We start from the raw sequence: 25,336 nt of genomic DNA, 5'->3' as shown, positions 1-25,336 counted from the left end.
AAAAGGCTGACCATGGTCCGATTGAACAAGATCTATACCAAGACCGGCGATGACGGCACGACCGGACTCGGCTCCGGCGATCGCCGCAAGAAATACGATGCCCGCGTCGAAGCCTATGGCACCGTCGACGAAGCCAATGCCACGATCGGTCTGGCCCGGCTGCATACGGCGGACGGCGCGGCCGACATCGACCGGGTTCTGGCCCGCATCCAGAACGATCTCTTCGATCTCGGCGCCGATCTTTCCACGCCGCCGACCGATGAAGATCTTGGCTATGAGCCGCTCCGGATCGTCGCCAGCCAAGTGGAACGGTTGGAACGCGACATCGACGAATTCAACGAGCGACTCGAACCGTTGAAAAGTTTCATCCTGCCGGCGGGCTCGCCGGCGGCCACCATGCTGCATCTGGCCCGAACCGTCGTCCGCCGGGCCGAGCGCCTGACTGTCGAAGCGCGTGACGAGGCGGGCGAGGCCATTGGCGACGAGGCGATCCGCTATCTGAACCGGCTGTCGGATTTTCTCTTCGTCGCCGCCCGCATCTGCAATGGCGACGGTCGCGACGATGTGCTCTGGGTGCCGGGCGCGAGCCGCTAGCGTCCATAATCCGACTGGGGTCGTATCGATATTCATTTCGATTCACGACGCCAATGACCTCATCTACATCAAGCGCCAATATGTGACGCTCTGTCTGATTGCCGCCAATGTGGCAGTCTGGCTCGTCACGGGCACAATGGGCGAGCGGGTTCTGGCAGCCTACGCCACGACGTTCGGCTTCACGCCGGCCTATATTCAGGACATTCTGCCCGACCCCGCCGGCCTCGGAATCGTTGGCGAAACCAGCACTATCTCACCCATGCCTTTATGCATGGCGACATCTTCCATCTCGGCGGCAATATGCTGTTCCTCTGGGTCTTCGGCGACAATGTCGAAGACGCGATGGGCCATCTGCGCTTCCTGGCCTTCTACTGCCTGTGCGCCATCGGCGCGGCGATGGCCCACGGCCTGCTGCTGCCGGGCTCGCCCGCGCCGCTGATCGGCGCGTCCGGCGCCGTTGCCGGCGTCGTCGCCGCCTATCTGATCCTCCATCCGAGGGTGAAGATATGGGCGCTGGTCTTCGCCAAGATCCCCCTGCGCCTGCGCGCGCAGTGGCTTCTCGGAGCTTGGGTTGCGATGCAAATCGTCATGTTTGTCGCACTGCCCGAAGATCAGGTCTCCTGGGCCGCCCATCTCGGTGGCATCGTCACCGGTGTGCTTCTCGTCTGGCCATTCAAACGCAAGGACCAGCCTATCCTGGACCGCCGCGTGGAGCCGCCGGAGGCCGCCATTCTGGCGACCGATCTGGACAGACGGCCATGGACAACGGGGCAAAGAAATCGGCTTTGACGTAAACGTCAAAATTTGCTTATTGGCGTTTCCGTGCCGTTGAGGCTAGGTCGGATGCGGCAATTTAGATGTGCCGGACGGATGGAATTGTCGGTCGAGTGGTCCAAATAGCCACCAAGTCCGCATGATATTGAACGAATTGGGAGAAACCGATGAAGATCCTGGTGCCTGTAAAGCGCGTGATCGACTACAATGTGAAGGTTCGCGTGAAATCGGACGGTTCGGGCGTGGAGACCGCCAACGTCAAGATGAGCATGAATCCGTTCGACGAGATCGCCGTTGAAGAGGCGATCCGCCTGAAGGAAGCGGGCACCGCGGAAGAAGTCGTCGCCATCTCCATCGGACCGGACAAAGCGCAGGAGACCCTGCGGACCGCGCTTGCCATGGGTGCCGACCGTGCGATCCTCGTCAAGACGGATGAGATCGTGGAGCCGCTGTCAGTCGCCAAGATACTGAAGGCGGTTGTCGATGAAGAAAGCCCCAAGTTGGTCGTCCTCGGCAAGCAGGCGATCGACGATGACGCCAACCAGACCGGCCAGATGCTGGCCGCGCTTCTCGGCTGGGGTCAGGGCACTTTCGCCAATGAAGTGAAGATCGAGGGCGAGAAGGCCGAGATCACCCGTGAGGTCGATGGCGGCCTGCAGACCGTTAGCCTCGATCTGCCCGCCATCGTCACCACCGACCTTCGCCTGAACGAGCCGCGTTACGCTTCGCTCCCCAATATCATGAAGGCCAAGAAGAAACCGCTCGATACCAAGACGCCCGACGATTACGGCGTCGATGTCGCCGCGCGGCTGAAGGTGCTGAAGACGGAGGAGCCGCCGGAGCGGTCCGCCGGCGAAATTCTCGAAAATGTCGACCAGCTCGTCGACAAGCTGAAGAACAAAGAAGGCGTACTGTAAGCCGTACGGATTTGGGAGACTTTTGAAATGGCACTTCTTCTTCTTGCCGACCACGACAATGCGACCCTGTCCGACCAGACGGCCAAGGCGCTTACCGCTGCAAAGGAAATCGGCGGGGATATCGATATTCTGATTGCCGGTAAGGGCGCGCAGGCCGCCGCCGACGCCGCTGCCAAGCTGGACGGTGTCCGTAAGGTGCTGCTCGCCGAAAGCGACCAGCTCGAACATCAACTGGCCGAACCGCTGGCCGCGCTGATCGAGAGCCTGGCTGGCGATTACGATTATCTGCTCGCGCCCTCCACCACTACGGGCAAGAACGTCATGCCGCGCGTCGCCGCGCTGCTCGATGTGATGCAGATTTCCGATGTGATGAGCGTCGAGGGCGACGATACGTTCAAGCGTCCCGTTTACGCCGGCAATGCGATCCAGACGGTTCAGTCCTCCGACTCCAAGAAGGTGATGACCATTCGTGGCGCATCCTTCCAGGCAACGGGTGATGGCGGCTCCGCTTCGGTAGAGACGATCGACGCGGTGGCAGGACCGGGCGTCTCCGCCTTCGTGTCGCAGAAGATCGCAGAGAGCGACCGGCCGGAACTGACCTCCGCCAAGGTGATCCTGTCCGGCGGACGCGCGCTCGGCAGCAAGGAGAAGTTCGACGAGATCATCCTGCCGCTGGCCGACAAGCTGAACGCCGCAGTCGGCGCGTCGCGCGCCGCGGTCGATGCGGGTTACGCGCCGAATGACTGGCAGGTCGGCCAGACCGGCAAGGTCGTTGCGCCCGAGCTTTATATCGCCGCGGGCATCTCCGGCGCGATCCAGCATCTGGCCGGCATGAAGGACAGCCGCGTGATCGTCGCCATCAACAAGGACGAGGACGCCCCGATCTTCCAGGTTGCCGATTACGGTCTGGTGGGCGATCTCTTCCAGATACTGCCGGAACTGCAGCAGAAGCTGTAGCCGCCCGCTCGTCCGGCCCGCAAATGCTGACGACATCTTGCGGCAATGAGGCAGACTGCTATCGTGGCCCCTGGGGAAACTTGGGGGCCACGAATGCTTTTGCAGAACGCCGACGCGATCATCGCGCGACCCTATCGCGACCGGCAGGTGATCGTTCTGAGCCATGACGACGCCACGCGCGACGATCAACCGGCCGAAGCAAAACTCTCCGACTATTTCCGCCACAACGCGCTGACCGGCCCTCCTCCCTCCGTCTGGCTAAAGCGGGACTACTGGGCCGACAGCCGAAATTACGGCATTTTCGGCTATGCGTTCGATCGGCTTCGCGGACGAACCGGCTCCGGCAATGGCGGCAGCGGAGACGGTGGCCGGCTGGTTCGCGTCGACGGCGCCGACATCGAACGGATCGTCGACTTCCCGCCCGGTCATCCGCGCTACGATGTCGCCTATGTCGGCCATCCCCTTCGCCCGAATAAATACGTCCCGATGGCCAGTTTCCATCGCGCCATGTTCATCGACAAGTTCTTCGAGCTGACGCACATCCTGACCGCGCTCGGCGCGCGCGAGATCTCCGTGAACTACTCCTCCGACAGGAGCGACAAGAAGGGCGGATCGGTGGGCTTTTCGGTCGCCGAGGAGCTTGTCGGCAAACTGGAAACCTCTGCGGAGACCAGGAATGTCCGCAAGAGTTCGGGCGAACTGAAAGCGACATTCGAGCCGGAAGGCGAACCGGCCCTGCCGGACGATCTGGCCTGGTATCCGCATGAGACGGCCTGGCGCTCCGTCGCCCGGTCGCGGCTGGATGGCGGCCTCAACACCATCGAGGTAGCGCTGCGCTACGAGGACGATTTCGGCATCAACGGCAAGGTCGCAGCGGGCCTGAAAGGATGCGGCATCGAGCTGGGCGGCCATTTCGAGGAGTTCGAGCGGACCGTCTGGCGATTCTCGGGCACGTTCGCCTAGAGAAAAATGGGCGGTCGGATGCGACCGCCGTTGCCCCTTAGGCCACGCTCGCCTAGATGCAGGACACATCAATTTTTGGATATGTCATGGCAAGCTTGAAGAAGATCGGAATTATCGGCGCGGGACAGATGGGCTCCGGCATCGCACAGGTGGCCGCGGTCGCGGGCTACGAGGTGGTGTTGTCCGATGTCGAGCAGAGCCGGGCCGATGCCGGTATGAGCGGCATCCAGAAGCGTCTCGGCCGGCTGGTCGACAATGGCAAGCTGCAAAGGAAGGACTCCGAAGCGGCGCTTGGGCGGATTGCGCCGGTCTCGGGTCTAGAAGCTCTTGGCGAGTGCGATCTCGTCATCGAGGCGGCGACCGAGAACGAGAAGGTCAAGCACGCCATCTTCAAGGAATTGTGCGCGACGCTGAACCCTGGCGCGCTGCTGGCTTCGAACACCTCATCCATTTCCATCACCCGTCTGGCGAGTCAGACCGACCGGCCGGACAAATTCGTCGGCATTCATTTCATGAATCCGGTCCCGGTGATGAAACTGGTCGAGGTGATCCGCGGCATAGCGACGGCCAGCGAGACCTTTCAGACGGCAAGGGATTTTGCCGAAACTCTCGGAAAGACGGTAACGGTCGCGGAGGACTACCCTGCCTTCATCGTCAACCGCATTCTGCTGCCGATGATCAACGAAGCGATCTTCACCCTCTATGAAGGCGTTGGCACGGTCGAAGCCATCGACACGGCGATGAAGCTCGGTGCGAACCATCCGATGGGCCCGCTTGAGCTGGCCGACTTCATCGGTCTCGACACCTGCCTGTCAATCATGCAGGTGCTCTATGAAGGCCTGGCCGACAGCAAATACCGGCCCTGCCCCCTTCTGGTGAAATATGTCGAGGCGGGATGGCTGGGACGCAAGACCGGGCGCGGCTTCTACGACTATTCCGGCGAGAAGCCGGTCCCGACCCGTTGAGCCGCACTGACCGATCGTCATGAAACCCTCCACGCTCCGACGCGGCATGAATTTCTGGCCGCCCTATTTCTTCGCCGGCATCCGCGTCACCTACATCGCCGAGGACTGGCGCCGGGTCGATGTCGAACTGCGTCAGCGCCGGCTCAACATGAACTATGTCGGGGTGCATTTCGGCGGATCGATCTTCTCGATGACCGATCCCTTCTTCATGTTGATGGCCATGAACATCCTGCCGCGCGACTATACCGTGTGGGACAAAGCGGCCTTCATCGACTTCAAGAAGCCGGGAAAGGGTACGCTTCGCGCCTCCTTCCGGGTCACCGATACCATGATCGAAGAGATCGAGGCGGCCACGCCGAATGAGGGCGATGTCGTGCGGCCGGTCTGGTCGGTCGTCGTCGAGGATGGCGAAGGCGACATAGTGGCGAAAGTCGACAAGACATTGCATATACGCCGCAAGGCGGACAATCGCAGCCGGATCGGCGCTCGAAAATAGAAAATGGACGGGAAACGGACCAGATGGCGGGACCCAATCTTCTGATTATCGGCGCCGGCGGCGTCGGAGACGTGGTGGCGAACAAGGCGGTCCAGTTCCGCGACCGTTTCGGCACGATCACATGGGCGGCGCGCACGGCCGACAAGCTGGCGAAGAAGGCGGCGGCGGTGAACGCGCGGTACGGCGCGCCTGAGGACAGCCCCTTCATTGCCGCCGAGCCGGTCGATGCGCGCGATACCGATGCCGTTGCCGCGCTGATCGAGAAGACGGGGGCAAGGATCGTCCTCAATGTCGCTTCGCCCTATTGCAACGTCGCGATCTCCGACGCCTGCCTGCAGACCGGCGCGAGCTATCTCGACACGGCGCTGGCCGAGGACGAGTTCACCATCGATATCCCGCCGAACTGGTACGAGCATAAGGAATGGCCGCGCCGTCCCGAGTTCAAGGCCAAGGGTGTGACGGCCCTTCTCGGCATGGGTTTCGATCCGGGCGTCGTGAACATCTTCTGCGCCTGGGCGCGCAAGCATCATTTCGATGCGATCGATTCCATCGACATCATCGACGTCAATGCCGGCAATCACGGCAAATACTTCGCCACGAACTTCGATCCGGACGTCAATCTGCGGGAAGTGACCGAGGAGGTCATCACCTGGGAGGACGGCGAGTGGAAGTTCATCCCCCATCACAGCATCTGGCAGGACGTCACGCTGCCGCTGGTCGGCGAGCAGCGCGTCTATTCCATGGGTCATGACGAGGTGCAGAGCCTCGCCGTCAACTTCCCGGACACGCCGCGCATCAGCTTCTGGATGGGCTTCGGCGAGCATTACATGAAGGTGTTGGAGGTGCTCGATACGCTCGGCCTCACCTCTTCCGTGCCGGTCGAGGTCGATGGCCAGATGGTCGCGCCGAACCGCGTGGTCAAAGCGCTGCTGCCGGACCCGGCGAGCCTGGCCGAAAACTATACCGGCAAGATCGTCATCGGCGTCGATGTAAGCGGCAGGAAGGATGGGCAGGACAAGCGCGTCTTCATCTGGTCGACGCTCGACCACAAGGAGAACTACGAGGAGGTCGGCGCCCAGTCGATCAGCTATTCGACCGGCGTGCCGGTTATCACGGCGGCGCTGCTGATGGCGGACGGCACCTGGGACCCGAAGACCATGGTCAATGTCGAGGAACTCGATCCCGACCCGTTCCTTGCATTGATGCCTGAAGTGGGCTGCCCGTGGCAGGCGGACGAACTGCCGACGGACGGCTCCTGGCCCTACGCCGATGGCGCGGGTTCGCCTTCCGCCGCCCCGCTTTCGCAGCAAAGCGCGGCGACCGATCGCGGCGCGACCTGATCGTGACCGCTCCCCGCGGCTCCGAAGGCAGCACGCATCAGAGCCCGCTGCCGCAAGGAAATTTTCATCGTTTCGATCCAGCTTCCGTGCCTTCCCCCTGCCTGGTAATCGACACGGCAAGGCTGGAGGAAAACGGTCGTCGCCTCGCCCGCCTTCGCAACGAGGCCGGTTGCAAGGTGCTGCTGGCGCTGAAGGCGTTCGCCCTGCCGGCCTGCGCGCCCATCATCGACCGCTATCTCGACGGCACGGCCGCCTCGGGTCTCTGGGAAGCGAGGCTTGGACGTGAAGCGTTCGCCGGCGAGGTGCACACCTACGCGCCAGGCCTCAAGCCCGGCGACCTGCCGGAGATGGTCGCAAACACCGATGCGCTGATCTTCAACAGCCTCAGCCAGTACCGGCGCTTTGCCCCACTGCTCGCCGAAACCGACGGGGCGGAGCGGCTGCATCTCGGCCTGCGCATCAATCCGCGCCATCAGGAGGTGGAGAACGCCCTATACGATCCCGCCGGGCCATGGAGCCGGCTCGGCATCGATGGCCTGGCGCTTTCCACGGAGGATCTGGCGCCCTTCTCCTTCCTGCATATCCATGCGCTTTGCGACCATGGCTTCGATGCCTTCGCCCGCATGGTCGGCGCCATCGAAGACCGGCTTGGCCATCTGTTCCAGGCCGTCGAGGAGATCAATCTCGGCGGCGGCGTTCTCTGGACCGACGATGATTTCCCGCTCGACGAGGCGATTGCCTTTCTGAAGGATTTTCAGGCTCGCACCGGCCTTCGCGTCACGCTCGAACCGGGCACCGCCGTCGCCCTTCATGCCGGCGCGATGATCGGCGAGGTTCTGGATGTCATGACGGCCGACCAGGGTGTCGGCGCGCCGGTCATCGTGACGGACCTCTCGGCGACCTGCCACATGCCGGACGCGCTGGAGGCGCCCTTTACGCCGGAGTGTCTGGTCGCAGTTTCAGGAAAAGTGGATGCCGGTTTTCCGTCCGGAACTGCGACAGGAAGACTGGAAGTGGCGGAGACGCTGCCCCGCACCCTCCGTCCGAACGAGGTCAACGATCCCAATATCGCACGGGTCGGCGGGCCGACCTGCCTTGCCGGCGATACGATCGGCACCTATCGCTTTGCAGAACTGCCATCCATCGGCGACCGCCTCGTCTTCACCGATCTGGGCTACTACACCACCGTCAAGAGCACGACCTTCAACGGCACGCCGCTTCCGGCCATCGCCCTTTGGGATAGTGAGGCCGGCATGGTCCAAAAGGTCCGTGAATTCGGCTGGAGAGACTTTGCCGAACGGTTGGGCTAGCGGCCTACGAAAGGCGGCGTTTATCCGGTGGCGGCGAGCGTGCCTTCGCCGCGCTTGGGCTCGGTGAAATTGTCCAGCCAGACCTGAAAATCGAGTGACGAGAGAGCCTTGCTAAACAGGTAACCCTGGCCGATATCGCACCCGGCCTTCTGCAACTCCAGATACTGGTCGCTCCCTTCGATACCTTCGGCGGTCGTCGCCAGCTGCAGCGTCCGGCTGAGCTGAACGATCGCCTGAACCACGCTCATGCTGCGTTCGTCCGCCATGCACTGCATTACGAAGCTGCGGTCGATCTTGACCCGGTCGATCTTCAGTTTGGCCAGTTGCGAGAGGCTGGAATAGCCGGTGCCGAAATCGTCGAGCGCGATCCGCACGCCGAGTGCCTTTAACTGGGCGATCGTATCGAGTGCGATCTCTGCGTTCTGGACAAATGTGCTTTCGGTGATCTCCAGTTCCAGACGGCCGGGCTTGAACCCGGTCTCGCCCAGGATCGACGCAACGCGATACGGCAATGACACATTGTTGAGTTGCTGAGCGGAGAGGTTGAAGGAGAGCGTGACCCGTTCGTCCCAGCCTTTCGCGTCGAGGCAGGCGCGCCGCAAAAGGTTTTCGAACAGTTCGTCGATCATGCCGATCTTTTCGGCCAGCGGAATGAAGATGGCCGGTGGAACCTGCGTGCCATCTTCACGGAACCAGCGTGCAAGCGCTTCACACCCGGCAACGCGGCCGTTCTCCAGTTCGACCAGCGGCTGATAATAGGGCTGGATCGTTTCGTTTCGGATGGCGTCCCGCAATTGCTGTTCCGCATTGGCTGCCTGCTCCACATCGGACAGGAACCATGGGTGAAAAACTTCGAAACTGCCTCCCGGACGCCCCTTCACCTGATACATGGCCAGATCGGCCAGATGGATGAGCTGGTTCGCATCCGTCGTGTGCTGCGGCATTGTCGCCACGCCGATGGACGCGCCGACCCTGTATTCTTCGTCGTCGATGGAAATTGGCTTTTCCAGCGCGTCAAGAATGTCCGTGGCGACGATACCCGCTTCATCCGAAAGGGCATTGGGAAGGAGTACGACAAACTCGTCGCCACCATAGCGGATTGCTACAGCGTCGGAACGAACCGACCGGACGCGATCGGCTACCGCGCAGAGGATCCGGTCGCCCACATGATGGCCGCGCAGATCGTTGATCTTCTTGAAGTGGTTGAGGTCGACCATCATGACCGACAGAACGCGGTTGGCCGGCACCGTGTCGAAATAGTGTTCGAGATAGCGTCGGTTGAAGAGCCCTGTCAGCGAGTCCCGTTCCGCATGCCATCTTGCTTCATGTTCGGCGGACCGACGCCGCTTCGTTTCCGAACGCAGGTCCGACATGCGACGTATGGCGTAAATGAAACCCAGGGTTCCGGCCGTCAGAACCGCCAGGATGATCTCGTCGAGCTCCCAGTGTTCATGGCGTTTCACGAAAGCGGTGAGCTCTTCGAAAAGATCGAATCGGTAGCCTGAAAACCAGATGGCGATGCCGAAAAAGCAGAGCAAAATCGCGTCCAGCCATGCGCGTTTTTTCAGTGCGGATTCCATGTCCTGCCCCATATGGCCGCCGGAGAGCCGGCCGCATTGGGTGTACCGTCATCATGACCGGACCAACCCGTAGCTTGAGGGACGTCATGTCCGCAGCGGCCACGATTGCAGCCGATCGAGCACATTGTGTCGCCCGCGTGCTAAACACCGTTGAAGGAAACGCGTCGAATTTTAAGGACCATGCAATTTATACGCGAAGCGACGGGAAATCTTCTCTCTCAAGCATGGTCGTAAGAACAGCATCGGCCTTGCCACGTAAGAGACCGACCGCCATCACCCTTCTTGGCCGCCGCCCGCTGCCACGACATCCACCATCCGGACGGCCTCGTCGCTCGCCCACTCCGCCGGTCCGTTGATCTGAGCGCGCAGACAGCCTTCCGCATCGACAATGGCCGTGGCCGGCAATCCCAATGCCAAGCCGCGCTTCTTCATCTCCTGAAAGACGTCGGTCGAACTGTCGTAATAGAGCGGCAGGGCCGTCACACTGATTTCTTCGAGAAATTCGCGCGGCTTGTCGAGCGAGCCGGTGTCGATATTGACTGCGACCACCTCGAAATCCTCGCCGCCCCGCGTCGTTTGTAGCTGGTTCAAGGCCGGCATTTCCTCGCGGCAGGGTACGCACCACGTCGCCCACAGATTCAGAAGAACGGTCTTTCCGGAAAAGTCTGCCAGCGTCATCGCAGCGCCATCCGGCCCGTTGAAGGCAAGATCGGACAAATCCTGCGTGTCGCTCGCCAACACCCCGGCGACTTCGCCCACTCTCGCATCGTCGATGGCCTGTGCCAGGTCCGGCTTGTCGACGCAGCGTGCCGCCGCGCGGTCCGCGTCATCCGGCGTTTCGGCGCCACCATTGCCAGCCACCATTGCCAGCACGTATAGCAGCGCCGTGAAGGCCAGAAGAATGGCAAAGCCGATAAACACATAGCGCCCCATCGGGCGGGTCGGGCGGCCTTTTTCGTCCATTGGATCAGATACTCCTTGCAGGGACCGGGCAGATATGAGCGGCGAGAAGAATAGCAATCAGATGTGGGGCGGCCGTTTCGCCTCCGGGCCGGACGCCGTGATGGAGGCGATCAACGCCTCCATCGATTACGACCGGGTCCTCTACCGTGAGGATATAGAGGGCTCGCTCGCCCATGCCGAGATGCTGGCCGCACAGAATATTATTTCGAAGGACGATCACGAAGCCATCGCCGAAGGCTTGAAGGCAATCGAGAAGGAAATCGAGAACGGCACGTTCGCGTTCTCCCGCCGGCTCGAGGACATTCACATGAATATCGAGGCGCGGCTCGCCGCGCTGATCGGTCCCGCCGCGGGACGGCTCCACACCGGCCGTTCGCGCAACGATCAGGTGGCGCTCGATTTCCGGCTCTGGGTCAAGCGCGAGCTGATGCGCATCGACGGCGCCCTGAAAACGCTGATCGAAGCCTTTCTGGCCCGCGCCGACGACCATGCCGAAACCTATCTTCCCGGCTTCACCCATCTGCAAACCGCCCAGCCCGTCACCTTCGGCCATCACTGCATGGCCTATGTCGAGATGTTCGGGCGCGACCGCTCGCGTGTTACGGATTGTATCGCCCGGCTCGATGAAAGCCCGCTCGGCGCGGCGGCGCTCGCTGGCACCTCCCTGCCGATCGACCGCCATATGACGGCGGAGAAACTCGGCTTCCGCGAGCCGACCCGCAACAGCCTCGATACGGTCTCCGACCGCGATTTTGCGTTGGAGTTCCTGTCGCTCGCAGCCATTTGCGGGGTGCACCTGTCGCGCCTCGCAGAAGAGATCGTCATCTGGTCGACGCCGCAATTCGGCTTCATCCGCCTGTCCGACGCGTTTTCCACCGGCTCTTCCATCATGCCGCAGAAGAAGAACCCGGACGCCGCCGAACTGATTCGCGCCAAGACCGGACGTCTGAATGGCGCGCTGATTACGCTTCTGACGGTCATGAAGGGCCTGCCGCTCGCCTACTCCAAGGACATGCAGGAAGACAAGGAAGCCGTCTTCGACGCCGCCGAAACGCTCGATCTGATGATCGCGGCGATGACCGGCATGGTGTCGGACATGGAAGTGCGGGTCGACCGCATGGCCGCCGCGGCCGGGGCCGGCTTTGCTACGGCGACGGATCTGGCCGACTGGCTGGTGCGCGAGGTGAACCTGCCCTTCCGCCAGGCCCATCACATCACCGGTCGCGCCGTTGCGCTGGCAGAAGAGCGCAATGTCGATCTGGCCGACCTGCCGCTCGCCGATCTACAGGCCATCGATCCGGCCATTACTGAAGACGTTTATCATGTGTTGACGGTGGAAAGCTGCGCCAAGGCGCGAACCTCCTATGGCGGCACCGCGCCGGACAATGTCCGCCAGCAGATCGCCAGCTGGCGCGAACGGTTGGGCGACGAAACTTAACCGAACGTCCGGCAAGGACTTCAATGCCGGCCGATTTCACGCTAGAACGGCCACGATCCGCGGGAACCCATCGACCATGCGCCTGTCTTTTCTGACCCTTATCCTTCTGCTTGCCGGGGCGTTGACGCTCTCGGCCTGCGGACGTCGCGCCCCTCTCGAAGCGCCGTCCTCGGCGTTGGTGGAGAAGCCCGAGCGCGTCGCCGGCCCGCTGGCCGTGCCACTCGGTCGCGAGGACCGTTCGGAGGCGCGAGCCGCTGCTGCCGATCTCGAGGATGGCACGCTGGAGACGCAGCAGGGCGAACGGCGCGTCGTGGAAAACGATGGCGAATCCCGCACGGACCGTCCGTTCTTTCTCGACAGGCTTGTGGAATAGTCGATGAACCACTTCGATTATGTCGACGGCGTGCTCCACGCCGAAAACGTAGCTGTGCCAAGCATCGCCGCGGAGGTCGGCACGCCGGTCTACATCTACGCGGCCGCCACGCTGCGTCGCCATTTCCGGGTCTTCTCCGAAGCCTTCGCTCAGATCGACAGCCTGGTCTGCTATGCGATGAAAGCCAATTCCAACCAGGCGGTTCTGACGCTGCTCGCCAAAGAGGGCGCAGGCGCCGATGTGGTGTCCGAAGGCGAGTTGCGCCGCGCGCTGGCTGCCGGCATTCCTTCGGAGAAGGTTGTATTTTCAGGCGTCGCAAAGACGGCGCGCGAGATCGACTACGCGCTTTCCGTCGGCATCTACTGCTTCAACGTCGAGAGCGAGCCGGAGTTGGAAATGCTGTCCGCCCGCGCCAGCGCCCTCGGCAAGATCGCGCCGGTCTCGCTCCGCATCAATCCGGACGTCGATGCAAAAACCCACGCTAAGATTTCGACCGGCAAGGCAGAAAACAAGTTCGGCATTTCCTATGCCCATGCGCGCGAGATTTACCGGCGTGCCGCCGAACTACCGGGCCTTAGCATCACCGGGATCGACATGCATATTGGCAGCCAGATCATCGAGCTTGAGCCGTTTGACGCTGCGGCGACCGTCCTCAGAGATCTGGTTCGCGACCTGCGCGAAGACGGTCATACGATCGAACATGTCGATTTCGGCGGCGGCCTTGGCATCCCCTATCTGGACGACAACAATCCGCCGCCGCTGCCGTCCGACTATGCGGCGGTCGTGGCGAAACACGCCAGCGATCTTGGCGTGAAGGCGATCTTTGAGCCGGGTCGGCTGATCGCGGGCAATGCCGGCATACTCGTGACCGAGGTGATCTACCTCAAGGAAGGCGATGCCAAGAACTTCGTCATTGTCGATGCGGGCATGAACGATCTGCTGCGCCCGACCCTGTATGAGGCGCACCACGCGATCCGTCCGGTCGAACTCAAGGCTTCCACCACGCCTTGGATTACCGCCGATGTCGTCGGCCCGGTCTGCGAGACCGGCGACTATCTGGCCAAGGGGCGCGACATGAGCCGGGTCGGCGCAGGCGATCTGCTCGCCATCTCGTCGGCGGGCGCCTATGGGGCGGTTCAGGCCAGCACCTACAATTCCCGGCTTCTGGTGCCGGAAGTCCTGGTCGATGGCGACCGCTGGCACGTCATCCGTCCACGACAGGACTATGAGGCGTTGATCGGTCTCGACTCGGTCCCCGACTGGCTATGACGGTGCGGGGCGGACGAGATTACAAATTCGTCATGGCCTCGCAAAACCCGCATTTGCTGCTAGTCTTTCCGCTTAAAGCGTGAGTGGGTCGCGCGGCAGAAGCAAAGGAATCGCGTTGGCCGATCAGCCGCAATCGCATTCCCTTCAAAACGGTTCGGAAGACGGGCTGGCGTCTCGGCTGCGCCGGACCCGTTTCGGCATGGGCGCTGCCATGGTGGCCGAGCGCCTCTGGCCACTCATCCTGCCCTTGCTGCTTATTGGCGGGCTGTTTCTGATCGCGGCCTGGTTCGGGCTGTTCCGGGTCGCCGGCGATACGGTTCGTTACGGTCTGCTTGTCGCCTTTGGCGCCGGCGTGATCTGGTCGCTGCTCCGCCTGCGCCATTTTCGCTCGCCGACTGCCGGGGAAATCGATCTTCGTCTCGAGCGGCACAACCGGCTTCACCATCGACCGATCGCGACGCAGACCGATCATCTCGCAGATACCTCCGCCAGCGATCCGCTTGCACGAGCGCTCTGGCGCGAGCACCAGAAGCGAATGGCCGGACGCATCGGTGCGCTCGGCACGGGCCTGCCGGCCAGCGACATCGCCAGACGCGACCCATACGCGCTTCGAACGCTGGTGCCGCTTTTTCTCGTTATCGCCTTCGCCTTTTCCTTCTCGGACGCCGGTGGCCGCATCACAGATGCCTTTTCCGCCCGGGCAGGAGGGCCGGGCACCCCGCCGACGCGAATCGACGCATGGGTGACGCCGCCCGACTATACCGGCCGCGCCCCGGTTTTCCTGACAGCCGAGCAGAACCGTAGCGAAACCTTGTTCACGGTGCCGCGCTTTTCGACCGTGACGGTCCGCGTCATCGGCGGCGAAACCGGGGTCGACTGGACGCCGATCGGCGGTGAGGCAGCGTCCATTCCACGCTCCGATAGCGAGCAACGGCCCGATACGGCGCAATATGACTACGTGCTGGAGAATGACGGCACATTGGCGGTCGGCGGTGGACAGGCCGGTCCGTTCGCCTTCTCCGTCACGCCGGACAGCCCGCCGGAAGTTCGCTTCACCGAAGCGCCGGCGGAGGAAGCGACCGGCGCGCTTGCGTTGAAATACCGGCTGACGGACGATTACGGCGTGGTTTCGGCGGAAGCCATCGTTGCGACGCTCGATCCACCCGACCCCGAAGCAAGGCCCCTTTACGAACCGCCGGTGATCGATCTGCGCATTCCGCCGCGACGTGGCGATGGGGCAGGCGAAACAGTGACCGAACTGATCGAGAGTCCCTTTGCCGGCATGGCGGTCGGCATTCACATCATGGCGGAGGATGCCGCCGGGCAATCGTCCCGCAGCCGCACCGCAGAGATCTTTCTGCCGGAACGCCGCTTCACCAATCCGCTCGCATTGGCCGTGCTCGAACAGCGGCAATTGCTGGCGATGGATGCGGACGACAAGCCCTATGTCGAGCGGCTTTTGAAATCCACCATGTTGCGGCCGGAACAGACAATACCGCGTCTGGCCGACTACCTGGCGCTGTCGACCGTCGTGTCGCGCCTCGATCAGGCCGAGACGGACGATCAGTTGCGGGCGGTGGTCGACTATATGTGGGAGGTCGCCATCGGCATCGAAGACGGCAATCTGAGCGCCGCGGAAAAACGTCTCCGCGATGCTCAGCAGGCCCTGCGCGAGGCCATCGAACGCGGCGCTTCGCCGGACGAGATCGACGCCCTGATGCAGGAATTGCGCACGGCCATGGCGGAATATATGCGCGAACTGGCCGAAAACGCTGCGCGTGATCCGAACCGCGCCAACCAGCCGCCGCCCGATCCAAGCCAGACGATGACCGGCGAAGACCTGCAGGACATGCTGGATCGGCTGGAGGAACTGGCCAAGAACGGCGACAAGGAAGCGGCGCAGCAACTGCTCTCCATGATGGAGCAGATGATGCAGAACATGCAGGCCATGCAAGGGCAGTCCGGCCAGCAGAGCGCACAAGGGCGCATGCGTCAACAGATGGATCAGCTCGGCGAAATCATGCGCGAACAACAGGAATTGATGGACGAGACCTTCCGCCGGGAGCAGGGCGAACCGGCTGAGCCCGGTCAGGAAGGGCAGCCCGGTGATCCGAACCGGCAGGGACAGAACCGGCCAGGTCAAGGCGAACCCGGCCAGGTGCAACCGGGTCAGGGTGAGCCGGACCAAGGACAGTCAGGCCAGGGCCAACAGCCCGGAGAGGGTCAGAACGGGCTGGCTGGCCAGACGCTACAGGACCTGCAGGACCGTCAACGACAATTGCAGCGCGATCTCGGACGTCTGACAGACGATTTGCGCGGCTCCGGCATCGAACCTGGCGAAGGGTTTGGCGATGCGGGCGAGGCCATGGGGCGGGCGGGCGACGATCTAAGCCAGGAGGACGGCCGCGGCGCTGTCGGCAATCAGGGCGAGGCGCTGGAAGCGATGCGACGCGGCGCGCAGGATATGATGAACCAGATGCAGGCCATGCAGGAAGGCCGACCCGGCGATGAGGGCGGCCCCGGTGAAAACGGTCAGGCTCGCGGAACCGACGACCGCGATCCACTGGGCCGTCCGCGCGCCACGCGCGGACCCGATTTCGGCGACACGACGAAGGTTCCCGAAGAGATCGAAGCGGAACGGGCGCGGCGCATTCTGGAAGAAATCCGCCGCCGGCTGGGCGACCGCCTTTCACCGGAACTGGAGCGCCAATATCTGGAACGGCTGCTGGAAACGCAGTAGGGCGTGCGTGGGCCCGCGATGAAGCGGGTTGTCGGTCGGGAGGCTGTGGGCCGAAGGGGAGTGGTGCGTTATGACCGGCTCGCAGGATGATTTGGCCAGACGTCGGTGCCGTCCCGTCGTGACCGGCCTTTCGGGTATCGTCCTGCTGACAGCAACGATTACGGCGACCGCGACCACGGCGGAACCCATCAGCGTCTGCGAATCCCTTCCAGAACCGACGATGACGCTGACGATCGAGGAGGGCAATTCAGGAAAGCCGGTCACCTTTCAGGTTCCGCGCAGCTTTGACGGTTTCGGCCAACGGGATGGTACAACGCACGGCGCGCTCCTGCTTGAAATCGACAATCGGGACCTGACACGCCTGGGCCTGTCGACATCAAGGCCATGCGACTACTCATGAGCAAGCGGCTCGATATCGAGTGGCTTGTATCCCTCCGGTCGTATGATGAGTTCAATACGAATAGACCGGTATCAAGCAAGCCATTTGCCTACGGTCTGCGGAAGCTGGACCTGCCCGTCAAACATGGCGGTCACATCCAGTATATTCATCGCAAGAATGGGCGGATGACCGACTACATTTTCTGTTCGGACCCGGACGACGTGCCTGTGCCACAATGCCGCCATGTGATCGAGATGGCGCCAATCGACGTGCAGATCAGCTATGCCGCAACGTATCTGCCGCAATGGGCGGCCATCAGGCGAACCGTCGCCGCGATGATCGAATGTTTTCACACGCAGCCCGCTGGTGATTAGCGACGCCGCGCTGCCGGTGGCGAGGCGATCCGCGCCACCCTGTCCCGAAAATGGTCACGCGGCCTTTCGTTCGGCGAGTGCTTGATCGACGAAGCTGCGCAGATCGGCCAGTTCGAAAGGCTTGGGCAGGACGTCGATAATGACGCTCCGCACGTCGCTCGCCTGCTCGCGTTGTTCGGCATAACCCGTCATCAGGAGAATCGGCAGATGCGGAAACCGTTCGGCGATGGCCAGCGCCATGGCGATGCCGTCCATGGCCGGCATGCGAATGTCGGACAGGATCAGGTCGAACCGGCCCTCTTCTTCCTCGACGAGTTCAAGTCCCAAATCCCCATCCTCGGCGGTTGAAACGGTATGGCCGTCATGCATCAGCGCCCGCGCTGTGAAATGGCGAACGGCATCATCATCTTCCACGATCAGAATGCGGGCCATCGATCATACCTCTCAGTTTCGAAAAACATGCCATCCGCCTGAAACAAGAAAGGCGACCGATGACAGCGCGACCATTAGAATCGCAAATCCGATCTTATTTTCACCGCCCGAGCCGGCAAATGATCGGTCCGATTTAGCTGTGGGTGAAATAATCTCGAATTCGGCTTCCACAATGTCCGTCTTGGTCGTCTGCCGACTGCACAGATGGTGCGTGTTCATCATTTGTCCTGCGGTCGGATGGATGGGTTTACCGGGTCCGATACAGCATTGAGCTAAGCGCATTATGCTTAACAAAACCTTAATTTCGTCGAATGTTGACGACTTTCTTAAGGCTCCTTTAACCATGTTGGGGCACAGGGATTCGGTGGAAGCGCGCCATGACGGGGCGACGGCACAACGGGCGGAACAGCTTTGATCAGCTTCGAAAATGTCGGTCTGCGATACGGCATGGGCCCGGAGATCCTTCGCGATGTCAGTTTCGACATTCCGGAGCGGTCGTTCCAGTTCCTCACCGGTCCGTCCGGTGCGGGCAAGACCACGCTTTTGCGCCTTCTCTTCATGTCACTGCGGCCGACCCGTGGTCTCATTACAATTTTCGGCAAGGACCGGGCGCAGGTCACGCGACACGATCTGCCGGAGATTCGCCGACGGATAGGAATCGTGTTTCAGGATTTCCGCCTGCTGGAACATATGACGACCTGGGAGAATGTCGCCCTGCCTCTCCGCGTGCGCGGCCGCGACGAGGCCAGTTATGCGAGCGACGTCACCGAGCTGCTGAAATGGGTGGGCCTCGGTGACCGCATGCACGTCATGCCGCAGGTCCTTTCAGGCGGCGAAAAACAGCGCGTGGCCATTGCCCGCGCGCTGATCGAACAGCCCGACATTCTTCTGGCGGACGAGCCGACCGGCAATGTCGATCCGCCCATGGCGCACCGGCTACTGCGCCTTTTCATCGAGTTGAACCGGTCGGGCACGGCCGTACTGATCGCCACTCACGATCTGGGCCTGATGGATCAGGTCGAGGCGCGGCGCATGGTGCTGGAGAACGGCCATCTGGTGACGCATGACTGAGGACGCGCCCAGCAAGCGGAACCTTTCAGGCAATGGCAAACTGCCCTCTCGCCTCTCGCGCACGGCCAATCGCGTCGGCATGGCCCCGCGCCTTCCCCGGTTGCCGCATCTGAGGGCCGGCCTGGGCTTCGCAGCCAAGCCCGGCAGCAAGGCAACACCGATCATCCCCCAGCAGAACGTCGCCGGTCGGGCGCTGACGCTCGTCATCGCGATCATGACGTTCCTGTGCTGTTTGACCATCGGAGCGGTCAGCCTTGTCGCCGACACGGCCTCACGCTGGCAGAGCCAGATCGCCCGCGAAGCGACCATTCAGATCCGTCCGGGCGAATCGCTGGACATGGCCGACGCGCTGCAGCGCGCTCTTGCGATTGCCGAGGATTTCCCCGGTGTGGTCGACGCCAAGATCATCGACGATGAGGAGACCGGGCGTTTGCTGGAGCCTTGGCTGGGCACAGGCCTCGACCTGTCGGAACTGCCTGTGCCCCGCCTTATCCTGCTGACGATCGATGAGGCGAACCCGCCCGATTTTCCGGAACTGCGCGCCGCCCTTACGGCGGAAATCGACAATCTGTCGCTCGACGACCATCGAAGCTGGGTCGATCGGCTCGTCAAGATGGCAGGCACGACGATCATTATCGGGTTCGCGGTGCTTGCAATGATGATCGTTGCCACGGTGTTGACCGTCGTTTTCGCCACGCGAGGCGCCATGGCGGGCAACGATCCGATTATCGAGGTGCTGCATTTCGTGGGTGCGGAGGCGCGATTCATCGCGCGGGAATTCCGGAGGCACTTCCTCCTGATCGGCCTTCGGGGCGCGGCCAGCGGCGGCGGGGCGGCGCTGCTGATCTTCGGGCTTTTCCACGTCTGGTCCGTCAACTCCATGGCGACGCCGCAGGGCGATCAGACCAGCGCCCTGTTCGGCGATTTCGCCATCGGTCTTTCCGGCTGGCTCGGTGTCGGCGCACTGATTATCCTGATCGCCGCATTGACAGCGATCACCTCCCACGTCACCGTTCTGAACTATCTCGGCGAGATGGATCGGCGCGCTCTGGAGCACTCGTGATGCGTCGTTCGAAGAGGGCGCAACCCGCTTTTTGGGGGTGGCGCGAAAGGGACGGAAATGAGCCGGGCCGGACATTCGGTGAACGACACCGCGGCGCTAACGATGCGTCGTAGCGGCGGGTTACGACGGGGTTTGCGTACCGTTGGCACATTTGTGAACTGGCTGCTGCTGGCCGCGCTTGGCGCGGTCGTGGGCGGGTTCATCTTCTTCGTCTATTCCATCCATCGGGTCGAAGCGCCGTCGGCGTTTCCCGCCAATGCAGGCATCGTCGCCTTCACCGGCGCCTCCGGCCGCATCGAAAAGGGGCTGGAACTGCTGAAGAATGGCAGGGGCAAGCGGCTTCTGATCTCCGGCGTTCATCCCGATAACAGGATCGCGGACCTTGCCGCCGAACATGAAGGCTATTCGGACCTTTTCGAATGCTGCGTCGATCTCGACGCCGAGGCGCTCGACACGGCCGGCAATGCGCGTGAGACGCTGGCCTGGGCGGATGAAAACGGCTTCGACGCGCTGATCATCGTAACGAGCGACTGGCACTTGCCACGCTCCTTGCTGGAACTGCGCCAGGCGGACGACCGAAAGACGCTGATCGGTGCGCCGGTGCGCACCGATGTGATCCGCGAAGGGATCTGGCTCTCCAACAGCGCGACCCTGCGTCTTCTGGCGCAGGAATATGCCAAATACCTGCTGACCATCATTCGAAACGCGGTGCCCGGCCCGGTCGGATCCTTCGCGGCGTCGCATGGATGGACGCTGTAGGCTTCCCTGCCCGTATTGGACGCTTTTCGCCGGCTGTCTCCTCGTGTATGTGCCAGTCGACAGGACTGCTCTCGCATAACGGAATGACAATGCTCGCCATCCGATCGCTGATCTTCAACGCGGTCTTCTATCTCAACCTTCTGTTCCAGATGCTGGTCTTCGGCATTTTCACCTTTCTCGGCCCGTTCTGGTATGTCTGGGGGGTCGGCAAGACCTGGTCGGCGAGCAATCTCTGGCTGGCCGAGAAGATCGTCGGCATCCGCCTTCGCATCGAAGGCCGGGAGAACATGGTCGACACCAACTGCATCGTCGCCATCAAACATCAGAGCTTCCTGGACACGTTCGCCTTCGTGCCACAGATCAAGGCGGGGATGATCGTGCTGAAGCGCGAACTGACCTGGATACCGCTCTTCGGCTGGTACATGCTGCGTTTCCGCTTTATCGCCATCGATCGCGGCAAGGGCCGCGCGGTGATGGACCAGATCGTCGAGAAAGCTGGCCGGCGCATGGCCAACCAGGATCGTCAGCTCATCATCTTCCCGGAGGGCACCCGCAAGGCAGTGGGCGCTCCGCCCGATTACAAATACGGCATCGTGGAACTCTATGCCCGGCTGAACGTGCCGGTGGTGCCGATCGCGCATCTGGCGGGCCTTTACTGGCCACGCCGTCAGTTCCGACGGTATCCCGGTGTGATGACGGCGCGCATTCTGGAGCCGATCCAACCCGGTCTGCCACGGGCCGATTTTCGCAAACTGCTCTGCGAGCGGATCGAAACGGCCTGCGATGAACTGCTGATTGAGATCGCGCGCGAGGATAGTCCGCCGCCTTTTCCGCCAACAGCGATCGCGCGGCTGGAAGAACTGGGCATAGAGACCGCCGGTCTACCGCGCCGCGACTGACCGTTCGTCCTGCCGCAGATGGCGGGCGACCGCCTCCAACCAGCCATCGTTGATATTGAGTTCGCGCAGATGATCGACCGTATTCAGGACGTAGTCCGAGTTCGGCCCGAACTTGCCGGTAGCGCCGGCCACCCGGCTAGCGGCGTCGTGAACGCTCAGCGCACCGAGATATTGCGCGTGATAGCGATCGACGACATAGCAGACCGCGCGAACCCGCCGGCCATCGACGAGCCGGACGAATCGCTCGCATTCCAGATAGACATTGGTGACCAGTTCCCGCGCCCGCAGATCGGCCATGACGCCATCCTTGCGGCGGCCGTCGACGCGAAAGGCCAGCCCGACACAGGAACCCCCGCGGTCCAGGCCCAGCACCAGACCGGGCCGCTCCGGCGTTCCGCGCATGATATGAGACGAGATGCAGAGCGAGCGGCGGTAGCCATGCAGCCTTGCGCGCACCGTTTCCAGCGGTTCGAATTCGGGCCGCCACATCAAAGAGCCATAGCCAAAAACCCAGAAATCGGTCATATCGCCCCCATGTGCTTCGCCCTCTTCCTTCCGCAGGTTCTGGCCTCATGACCCGGCGTCTGGCCATCCATCCCGATGACCGGAAATCGCGTTTCCGTCCCGGTCGGATGATCGCGGGCCTTCTCGCCATGACCCTTGCGATCTGCGCTATCTGGACCGCGGGCTGGTTCTATATGGCCAGCCGGCTGGAAGAGCAAACGCGGGCTGTGTTGGCACAGATCGCGGCCGGTGGCGCCCAGGTCTCCTGCGCCGATCTCGAAGCGACGGGCTATCCCATGCGTCTTGGTGTGGTCTGCGATTCGGTCTCGTTCGCGACAGCAGATGGCCAGTACGCGGCGACGGCGCAGAGCCTCGTTTCGACGGCGGAAATTCGAAAGCCCGAGCGCATCGGCGGCAAGCTGGAAGCGCCGCTGGCGCTGGGAGGAACGTCCATTCCTCCACTGGTCATGAGATGGAACGACCTCCGGTTTTCGACCGACTATGACGAGCCTTTGCCGCAACGTGTTTCCATCAGCGCCGATAATGTGACGCTGTCCAGGCAATCCTCGCAGGCTACCTTCGCCGAAGCGACCAAAATCGACCTCTCAGGCCGCCTCCGCCAGGGCGACCTCGATCTGGAACTGGAACTGGCGGATTTCTTCGCGGCGGTGCCGACGGCCGTCCGCCTGCCACCCCTGACATTGACCACGAAGGCATCGATCACCGACGGTGCAGCGCGGCTCGCCGGCAACGGTTTCACGACGATGAGGGGTCTATCCGGCACCTTGCGGGAACTGCGCCTTCGCACGCCGTCCGGCGATCCGCAGATCTGGATATCCGGCGATTATTCGATCGATGAGCGTGGCCTGATCAATGGCGATGTCAGCGTGCGCATTCAGTCGCCCGAACGGCTCGGAGACATCATCGCCGAACTGGCGCCCGGCGAGGCCGACACCATCCGCTCGGCCTTCAAGACACTGGACGGCTTCACCGCGGACGGAAAGACGCCCTCCATTCCCGTCCGCATCAAGGATGGCGTGCCGTCGATCCTCTTCATCAAGCTGCCGCGTATCCCGCCGCTACCGTGACACCCGTTACGGTTTTGCGCCGTCGCCGTCACGTCCGCCCGCGATCGATCGTCCGAAATCGGCCACATCGACATCCTGTCCGGCCTCGATGATGCTCCGCCGCACCGAGCGGGTGCGGGTGAAGAGGTCGAACAACGCATCGCCGTCGCCCCGCCGAACCGCCTTGCGCAACGCCGTCAGATCTTCGGAGAAGCGCGAGAGCATTTCGAGAATGGCGTCGCGATTGTGAAGGCAGACATCGCGCCACATGGTCGGATCGGATGCCGCCAGACGGGTAAAATCGCGAAAGCCGGAAGCCGAATATTTGATGACCTCGCGTTCGGTCACATTTTCCAGTTCGTCCGCCGTACCGACGATATTGTAGGCGATGAGGTGTGGAACATGTGACACCAGCGCCAGCACCTGGTCGTGGTGCGCGGCATCCATGGTTTCTACCCGGCTGCCGCAGGCTTCCCAGAATGCGGTGAGGCGGTCGATCGCCGACGGATCGACGTCGTCCTGGGGCGTCAGAATGCACCAGCGATCTTCGAATAGCGACGCAAAGCCGGCCGACGGGCCGCTTTTTTCCGTACCGGCCAGCGGATGCCCGGCAATGAAATGCGCATGGTCCGGCAGTTCGGGCGCCATTTGTTCGATGACGGACCGCTTGGTCGAACCGACATCGGTGACGATCGCGCCCTTTTTCAGCGCAGGGGCGATCTGCCGCGCCACCGCGCCGGACGCACCGACTGGCACGGAAACGATCACCAGATCAGCGCCCTTAACCGCTTCGGCGGCGTCCTGTTCATATCGGTCGCCGAGACCGAGCGAGCGGGCCTCTTCGAGTGTCGCCGGACTACGGGTCGATATGACGGTTTCGTCCGCCAGCCCTTCACGCGCGATGACGCGCGCCAGCGACGAGCCGATCAGCCCGATACCGATCAGCGCGATCCGGCCGAATGTTTCTTGGTTCATGCGGGACTGTCCATGAAGTCGGCAAGCGCCGCCAGAACGCCTTTATTGGCCTCCGCCGTGCCGATACTCATGCGCAGCGCGTTCGGAAAACCGTAGCCGCCGACCTGCCGCAACACATAGCCGCGCTTGGCGAGATAGGCATCGGCCGCTGCAGCGCTCCGTGCATCGTCCCCGTCCGGGAAATGCATCAGAACGAAATTGCCGACCGAGGGCGTAACGCGCAGACCAAGCGCCTCCAGCCCATCCGTGACCTTCTTCAGCCATTCCTCATTGTGGGCGACGGCGCGCTTCAGATGGTCCTGATCGCCCATTGCGGCGACGCCGGCAGCGATGGCCGGACCGGTCACATTGAAGGGTCCGCGCACACGATTGACCGCATCGATCACCGCCTCCGGGCCATACATCCAGCCAAGGCGCAGCGAAGCGAGTCCGTAGATTTTCGAGAAGGTGCGCGTCATGACGACATTGCCAGCGGTGCTCGCAAGTTCCAGACCCGATTCGTAATCATCGTTGCGGACATATTCGGCATAGGCCGCGTCGAGAACGAGCAGCACGTTCTTCGGCAGGGCGGTATGCAATCGTCGCACTTCGTGGGCGGGCAGATAGGTGCCGGTCGGATTGTTCGGATTGGCCAGGAAGACCATCCGCGTCCGCTCGGTGACGGCTTCCAGGATTGCGTCGACATTGGCCGTTTCACCGGTTTCCGGCGCGATCACCGGCACGCCGCCGGCCGCCAGAATGGCGATGCGGTAAACCAGAAAGCCGTGCTCGCAATAAATGCCTTCGTCGCCGGGGTTGAGATAGGTGTAGGCCAGCAGCGACAGCAATTCGTCCGATCCGGCGCCGCAGATGATGCGGTCGGCGGCCAGATCATGGGCCTTTGCGATAGCCGCGCGCAGATCGGCGGACGAGCCGTCCGGATAAAGTTCGAGCGTGTCGGCCATCGCGCGGAACGCCTCGATGGCCGCCGGTGAAGGCCCGACCGGCGTTTCGTTGGACGACAGCTTGTAGACCTTTTCCCCGCCTTCGGCCTTGCTTTTGCCAGGCACGTAGGGGCTGATGGATCCGATGGACTGGCGGGCCAGCGGAGCGTCCGTTTTCATTTGTTCTGTCATGGCGGTTCTCGAACGGGAT

26 protein-coding genes are annotated in these 25,336 nt (G+C 62.4%); 20 read left to right on the top strand and 6 right to left on the bottom strand.

Going from position 1 to position 25,336, the window contains the following annotated elements; translation table 11 throughout:
• Positions 1-12: 12 nt before the first annotated feature.
• From B7H23_RS07395 to B7H23_RS07355, 9 genes are all read left to right on the top strand, one after another.
• Positions 13-594 (top strand): cob(I)yrinic acid a,c-diamide adenosyltransferase, encoded by a 582-nt coding sequence (locus tag B7H23_RS07395; protein WP_094076650.1) that lies wholly within the window; start codon positions 13-15, stop codon positions 592-594.
• 267 nt (positions 595-861) lie between these two features.
• Positions 862-1,383, top strand: coding sequence for a rhomboid family intramembrane serine protease (locus B7H23_RS07390; protein ID WP_240534997.1), 522 nt, complete (start codon positions 862-864; stop codon positions 1,381-1,383).
• 152 nt (positions 1,384-1,535) lie between these two features.
• The gene (locus tag B7H23_RS07385) at positions 1,536-2,285 is read left to right on the top strand and encodes an electron transfer flavoprotein subunit beta/FixA family protein (protein WP_094076649.1); all 750 of its coding nucleotides are present in this window, start codon (positions 1,536-1,538) and stop codon (positions 2,283-2,285) included.
• Positions 2,286-2,312: 27 nt separating this feature from the next.
• Complete coding sequence (locus tag B7H23_RS07380; protein ID WP_094076648.1) at positions 2,313-3,242, top strand: electron transfer flavoprotein subunit alpha/FixB family protein; 930 nt, start codon at positions 2,313-2,315, stop codon at positions 3,240-3,242.
• 93 nt (positions 3,243-3,335) lie between these two features.
• Positions 3,336-4,205 (top strand): hypothetical protein, encoded by an 870-nt coding sequence (locus B7H23_RS07375; RefSeq protein WP_094076647.1) that lies wholly within the window; start codon positions 3,336-3,338, stop codon positions 4,203-4,205.
• An 86-nt stretch (positions 4,206-4,291) separates the two neighbouring features.
• Positions 4,292-5,170, top strand: coding sequence for a 3-hydroxybutyryl-CoA dehydrogenase (locus tag B7H23_RS07370; RefSeq protein ID WP_094076646.1), 879 nt, complete (start codon positions 4,292-4,294; stop codon positions 5,168-5,170).
• Positions 5,171-5,189: 19 nt separating this feature from the next.
• Complete coding sequence (locus tag B7H23_RS07365) at positions 5,190-5,666, top strand: DUF4442 domain-containing protein (RefSeq protein WP_094076645.1); 477 nt, start codon at positions 5,190-5,192, stop codon at positions 5,664-5,666.
• Positions 5,667-5,689: 23 nt separating this feature from the next.
• A complete protein-coding gene (locus B7H23_RS07360) occupies positions 5,690-7,006 on the top strand; it encodes a saccharopine dehydrogenase family protein (protein WP_094076644.1) in 1,317 nt (438 codons plus the stop codon).
• 2 nt (positions 7,007-7,008) lie between these two features.
• A complete protein-coding gene (locus B7H23_RS07355) occupies positions 7,009-8,316 on the top strand; it encodes a type III PLP-dependent enzyme domain-containing protein (protein WP_094076643.1) in 1,308 nt (435 codons plus the stop codon).
• Between the two features lie 20 nt (positions 8,317-8,336).
• On the opposite strand, the gene B7H23_RS07350 is transcribed toward B7H23_RS07355, so the two are convergent.
• Positions 8,337-9,896 (bottom strand): putative bifunctional diguanylate cyclase/phosphodiesterase, encoded by a 1,560-nt coding sequence (locus B7H23_RS07350; RefSeq protein WP_158215790.1) that lies wholly within the window; start codon positions 9,894-9,896, stop codon positions 8,337-8,339.
• 273 nt (positions 9,897-10,169) lie between these two features.
• Complete coding sequence (gene tlpA, locus B7H23_RS07345; protein WP_240534996.1) at positions 10,170-10,859, bottom strand: thiol:disulfide interchange protein TlpA; 690 nt, start codon at positions 10,857-10,859, stop codon at positions 10,170-10,172.
• A 34-nt stretch (positions 10,860-10,893) separates the two neighbouring features.
• On the opposite strand from tlpA, the gene argH reads away from it, so the two are divergent.
• The 6 genes from argH to B7H23_RS07315 all read left to right on the top strand — a co-directional run bounded on the left by argH (position 10,894) and on the right by B7H23_RS07315 (position 17,432).
• Positions 10,894-12,297 carry an argininosuccinate lyase gene (argH, locus tag B7H23_RS07340; protein WP_094076640.1) on the top strand — a complete coding sequence of 468 codons (1,404 nt, stop codon included), beginning with the start codon at positions 10,894-10,896 and terminating at the stop codon, positions 12,295-12,297.
• Between the two features lie 76 nt (positions 12,298-12,373).
• The gene (lptM, locus tag B7H23_RS07335) at positions 12,374-12,670 is read left to right on the top strand and encodes an LPS translocon maturation chaperone LptM (protein ID WP_094076639.1); all 297 of its coding nucleotides are present in this window, start codon (positions 12,374-12,376) and stop codon (positions 12,668-12,670) included.
• Between the two features lie 3 nt (positions 12,671-12,673).
• Positions 12,674-13,939, top strand: coding sequence for a diaminopimelate decarboxylase (gene lysA, locus B7H23_RS07330; protein ID WP_094076638.1), 1,266 nt, complete (start codon positions 12,674-12,676; stop codon positions 13,937-13,939).
• A gap of 115 nt (positions 13,940-14,054) precedes the next feature.
• Positions 14,055-16,679 (top strand): TIGR02302 family protein, encoded by a 2,625-nt coding sequence (locus B7H23_RS07325; protein WP_240534995.1) that lies wholly within the window; start codon positions 14,055-14,057, stop codon positions 16,677-16,679.
• Positions 16,680-16,749: 70 nt separating this feature from the next.
• Entirely contained in the window at positions 16,750-17,079 is a 330-nt protein-coding gene (locus B7H23_RS07320) for a hypothetical protein (RefSeq protein WP_094076637.1), read from the top strand.
• Complete coding sequence (locus B7H23_RS07315; RefSeq protein ID WP_094076636.1) at positions 17,076-17,432, top strand: hypothetical protein; 357 nt, start codon at positions 17,076-17,078, stop codon at positions 17,430-17,432. The genes B7H23_RS07320 and B7H23_RS07315 overlap by 4 nt, the downstream gene beginning before the upstream one ends.
• Positions 17,433-17,486: 54 nt before the next feature.
• Here B7H23_RS07315 and B7H23_RS07310 read toward each other — a convergent pair whose 3' ends face one another.
• On the bottom strand, positions 17,487-17,864 hold the full coding sequence (locus B7H23_RS07310; RefSeq protein WP_094076635.1) for a response regulator: 378 nt from the start codon (positions 17,862-17,864) through the stop codon (positions 17,487-17,489).
• 411 nt (positions 17,865-18,275) lie between these two features.
• Here B7H23_RS07310 and ftsE point away from each other — a divergent pair, with 411 nt between their 5' ends.
• The 4 genes from ftsE (at position 18,276) to B7H23_RS07285 (ending at position 21,656) form a co-directional block, all read left to right on the top strand.
• Positions 18,276-18,935: a cell division ATP-binding protein FtsE gene (gene ftsE, locus B7H23_RS07300; RefSeq protein ID WP_094076633.1), complete on the top strand. Its 660-nt coding sequence runs from the start codon at positions 18,276-18,278 to the stop codon at positions 18,933-18,935.
• 79 nt (positions 18,936-19,014) lie between these two features.
• Entirely contained in the window at positions 19,015-19,998 is a 984-nt protein-coding gene (locus B7H23_RS07295) for a cell division protein FtsX (RefSeq protein WP_094076939.1), read from the top strand.
• A 57-nt stretch (positions 19,999-20,055) separates the two neighbouring features.
• Positions 20,056-20,757 (top strand): YdcF family protein, encoded by a 702-nt coding sequence (locus B7H23_RS07290; RefSeq protein ID WP_094076632.1) that lies wholly within the window; start codon positions 20,056-20,058, stop codon positions 20,755-20,757.
• Positions 20,758-20,846: 89 nt separating this feature from the next.
• Complete coding sequence (locus B7H23_RS07285) at positions 20,847-21,656, top strand: lysophospholipid acyltransferase family protein (RefSeq protein ID WP_094076631.1); 810 nt, start codon at positions 20,847-20,849, stop codon at positions 21,654-21,656.
• On the opposite strand, the gene B7H23_RS07280 is transcribed toward B7H23_RS07285, so the two are convergent.
• Positions 21,639-22,181: a gamma-glutamylcyclotransferase gene (locus B7H23_RS07280; protein ID WP_094076630.1), complete on the bottom strand. Its 543-nt coding sequence runs from the start codon at positions 22,179-22,181 to the stop codon at positions 21,639-21,641. The two genes, B7H23_RS07285 and B7H23_RS07280, sit on opposite strands and share 18 nt — an antisense overlap.
• 47 nt (positions 22,182-22,228) lie before the next feature.
• Between B7H23_RS07280 and B7H23_RS07275 the strand changes: the two genes are divergently transcribed.
• A complete protein-coding gene (locus B7H23_RS07275; protein ID WP_094076629.1) occupies positions 22,229-23,248 on the top strand; it encodes a DUF2125 domain-containing protein in 1,020 nt (339 codons plus the stop codon).
• Positions 23,249-23,254: 6 nt separating this feature from the next.
• Here the strand turns inward: B7H23_RS07275 and B7H23_RS07270 are convergent, their stop codons facing one another.
• Together B7H23_RS07270 and hisC are read right to left on the bottom strand one after the other, a co-directional pair.
• The gene (locus B7H23_RS07270; RefSeq protein WP_094076628.1) at positions 23,255-24,202 is read right to left on the bottom strand and encodes a prephenate/arogenate dehydrogenase family protein; all 948 of its coding nucleotides are present in this window, start codon (positions 24,200-24,202) and stop codon (positions 23,255-23,257) included.
• Positions 24,199-25,305: a histidinol-phosphate transaminase gene (hisC, locus tag B7H23_RS07265; protein ID WP_420814467.1), complete on the bottom strand. Its 1,107-nt coding sequence runs from the start codon at positions 25,303-25,305 to the stop codon at positions 24,199-24,201. Before hisC ends, B7H23_RS07270 begins: the two co-directional genes overlap by 4 nt.
• Positions 25,306-25,336 lie beyond the last annotated feature (31 nt).

This window comes from Notoacmeibacter marinus, from assembly GCF_002238045.1.
Classification (GTDB): domain Bacteria; phylum Pseudomonadota; class Alphaproteobacteria; order Rhizobiales; family Rhizobiaceae; genus Notoacmeibacter; species Notoacmeibacter marinus.
Note: the sequence above shows the minus strand (reverse complement) of the source record. Positions and strands in the feature narration are given on the sequence as shown.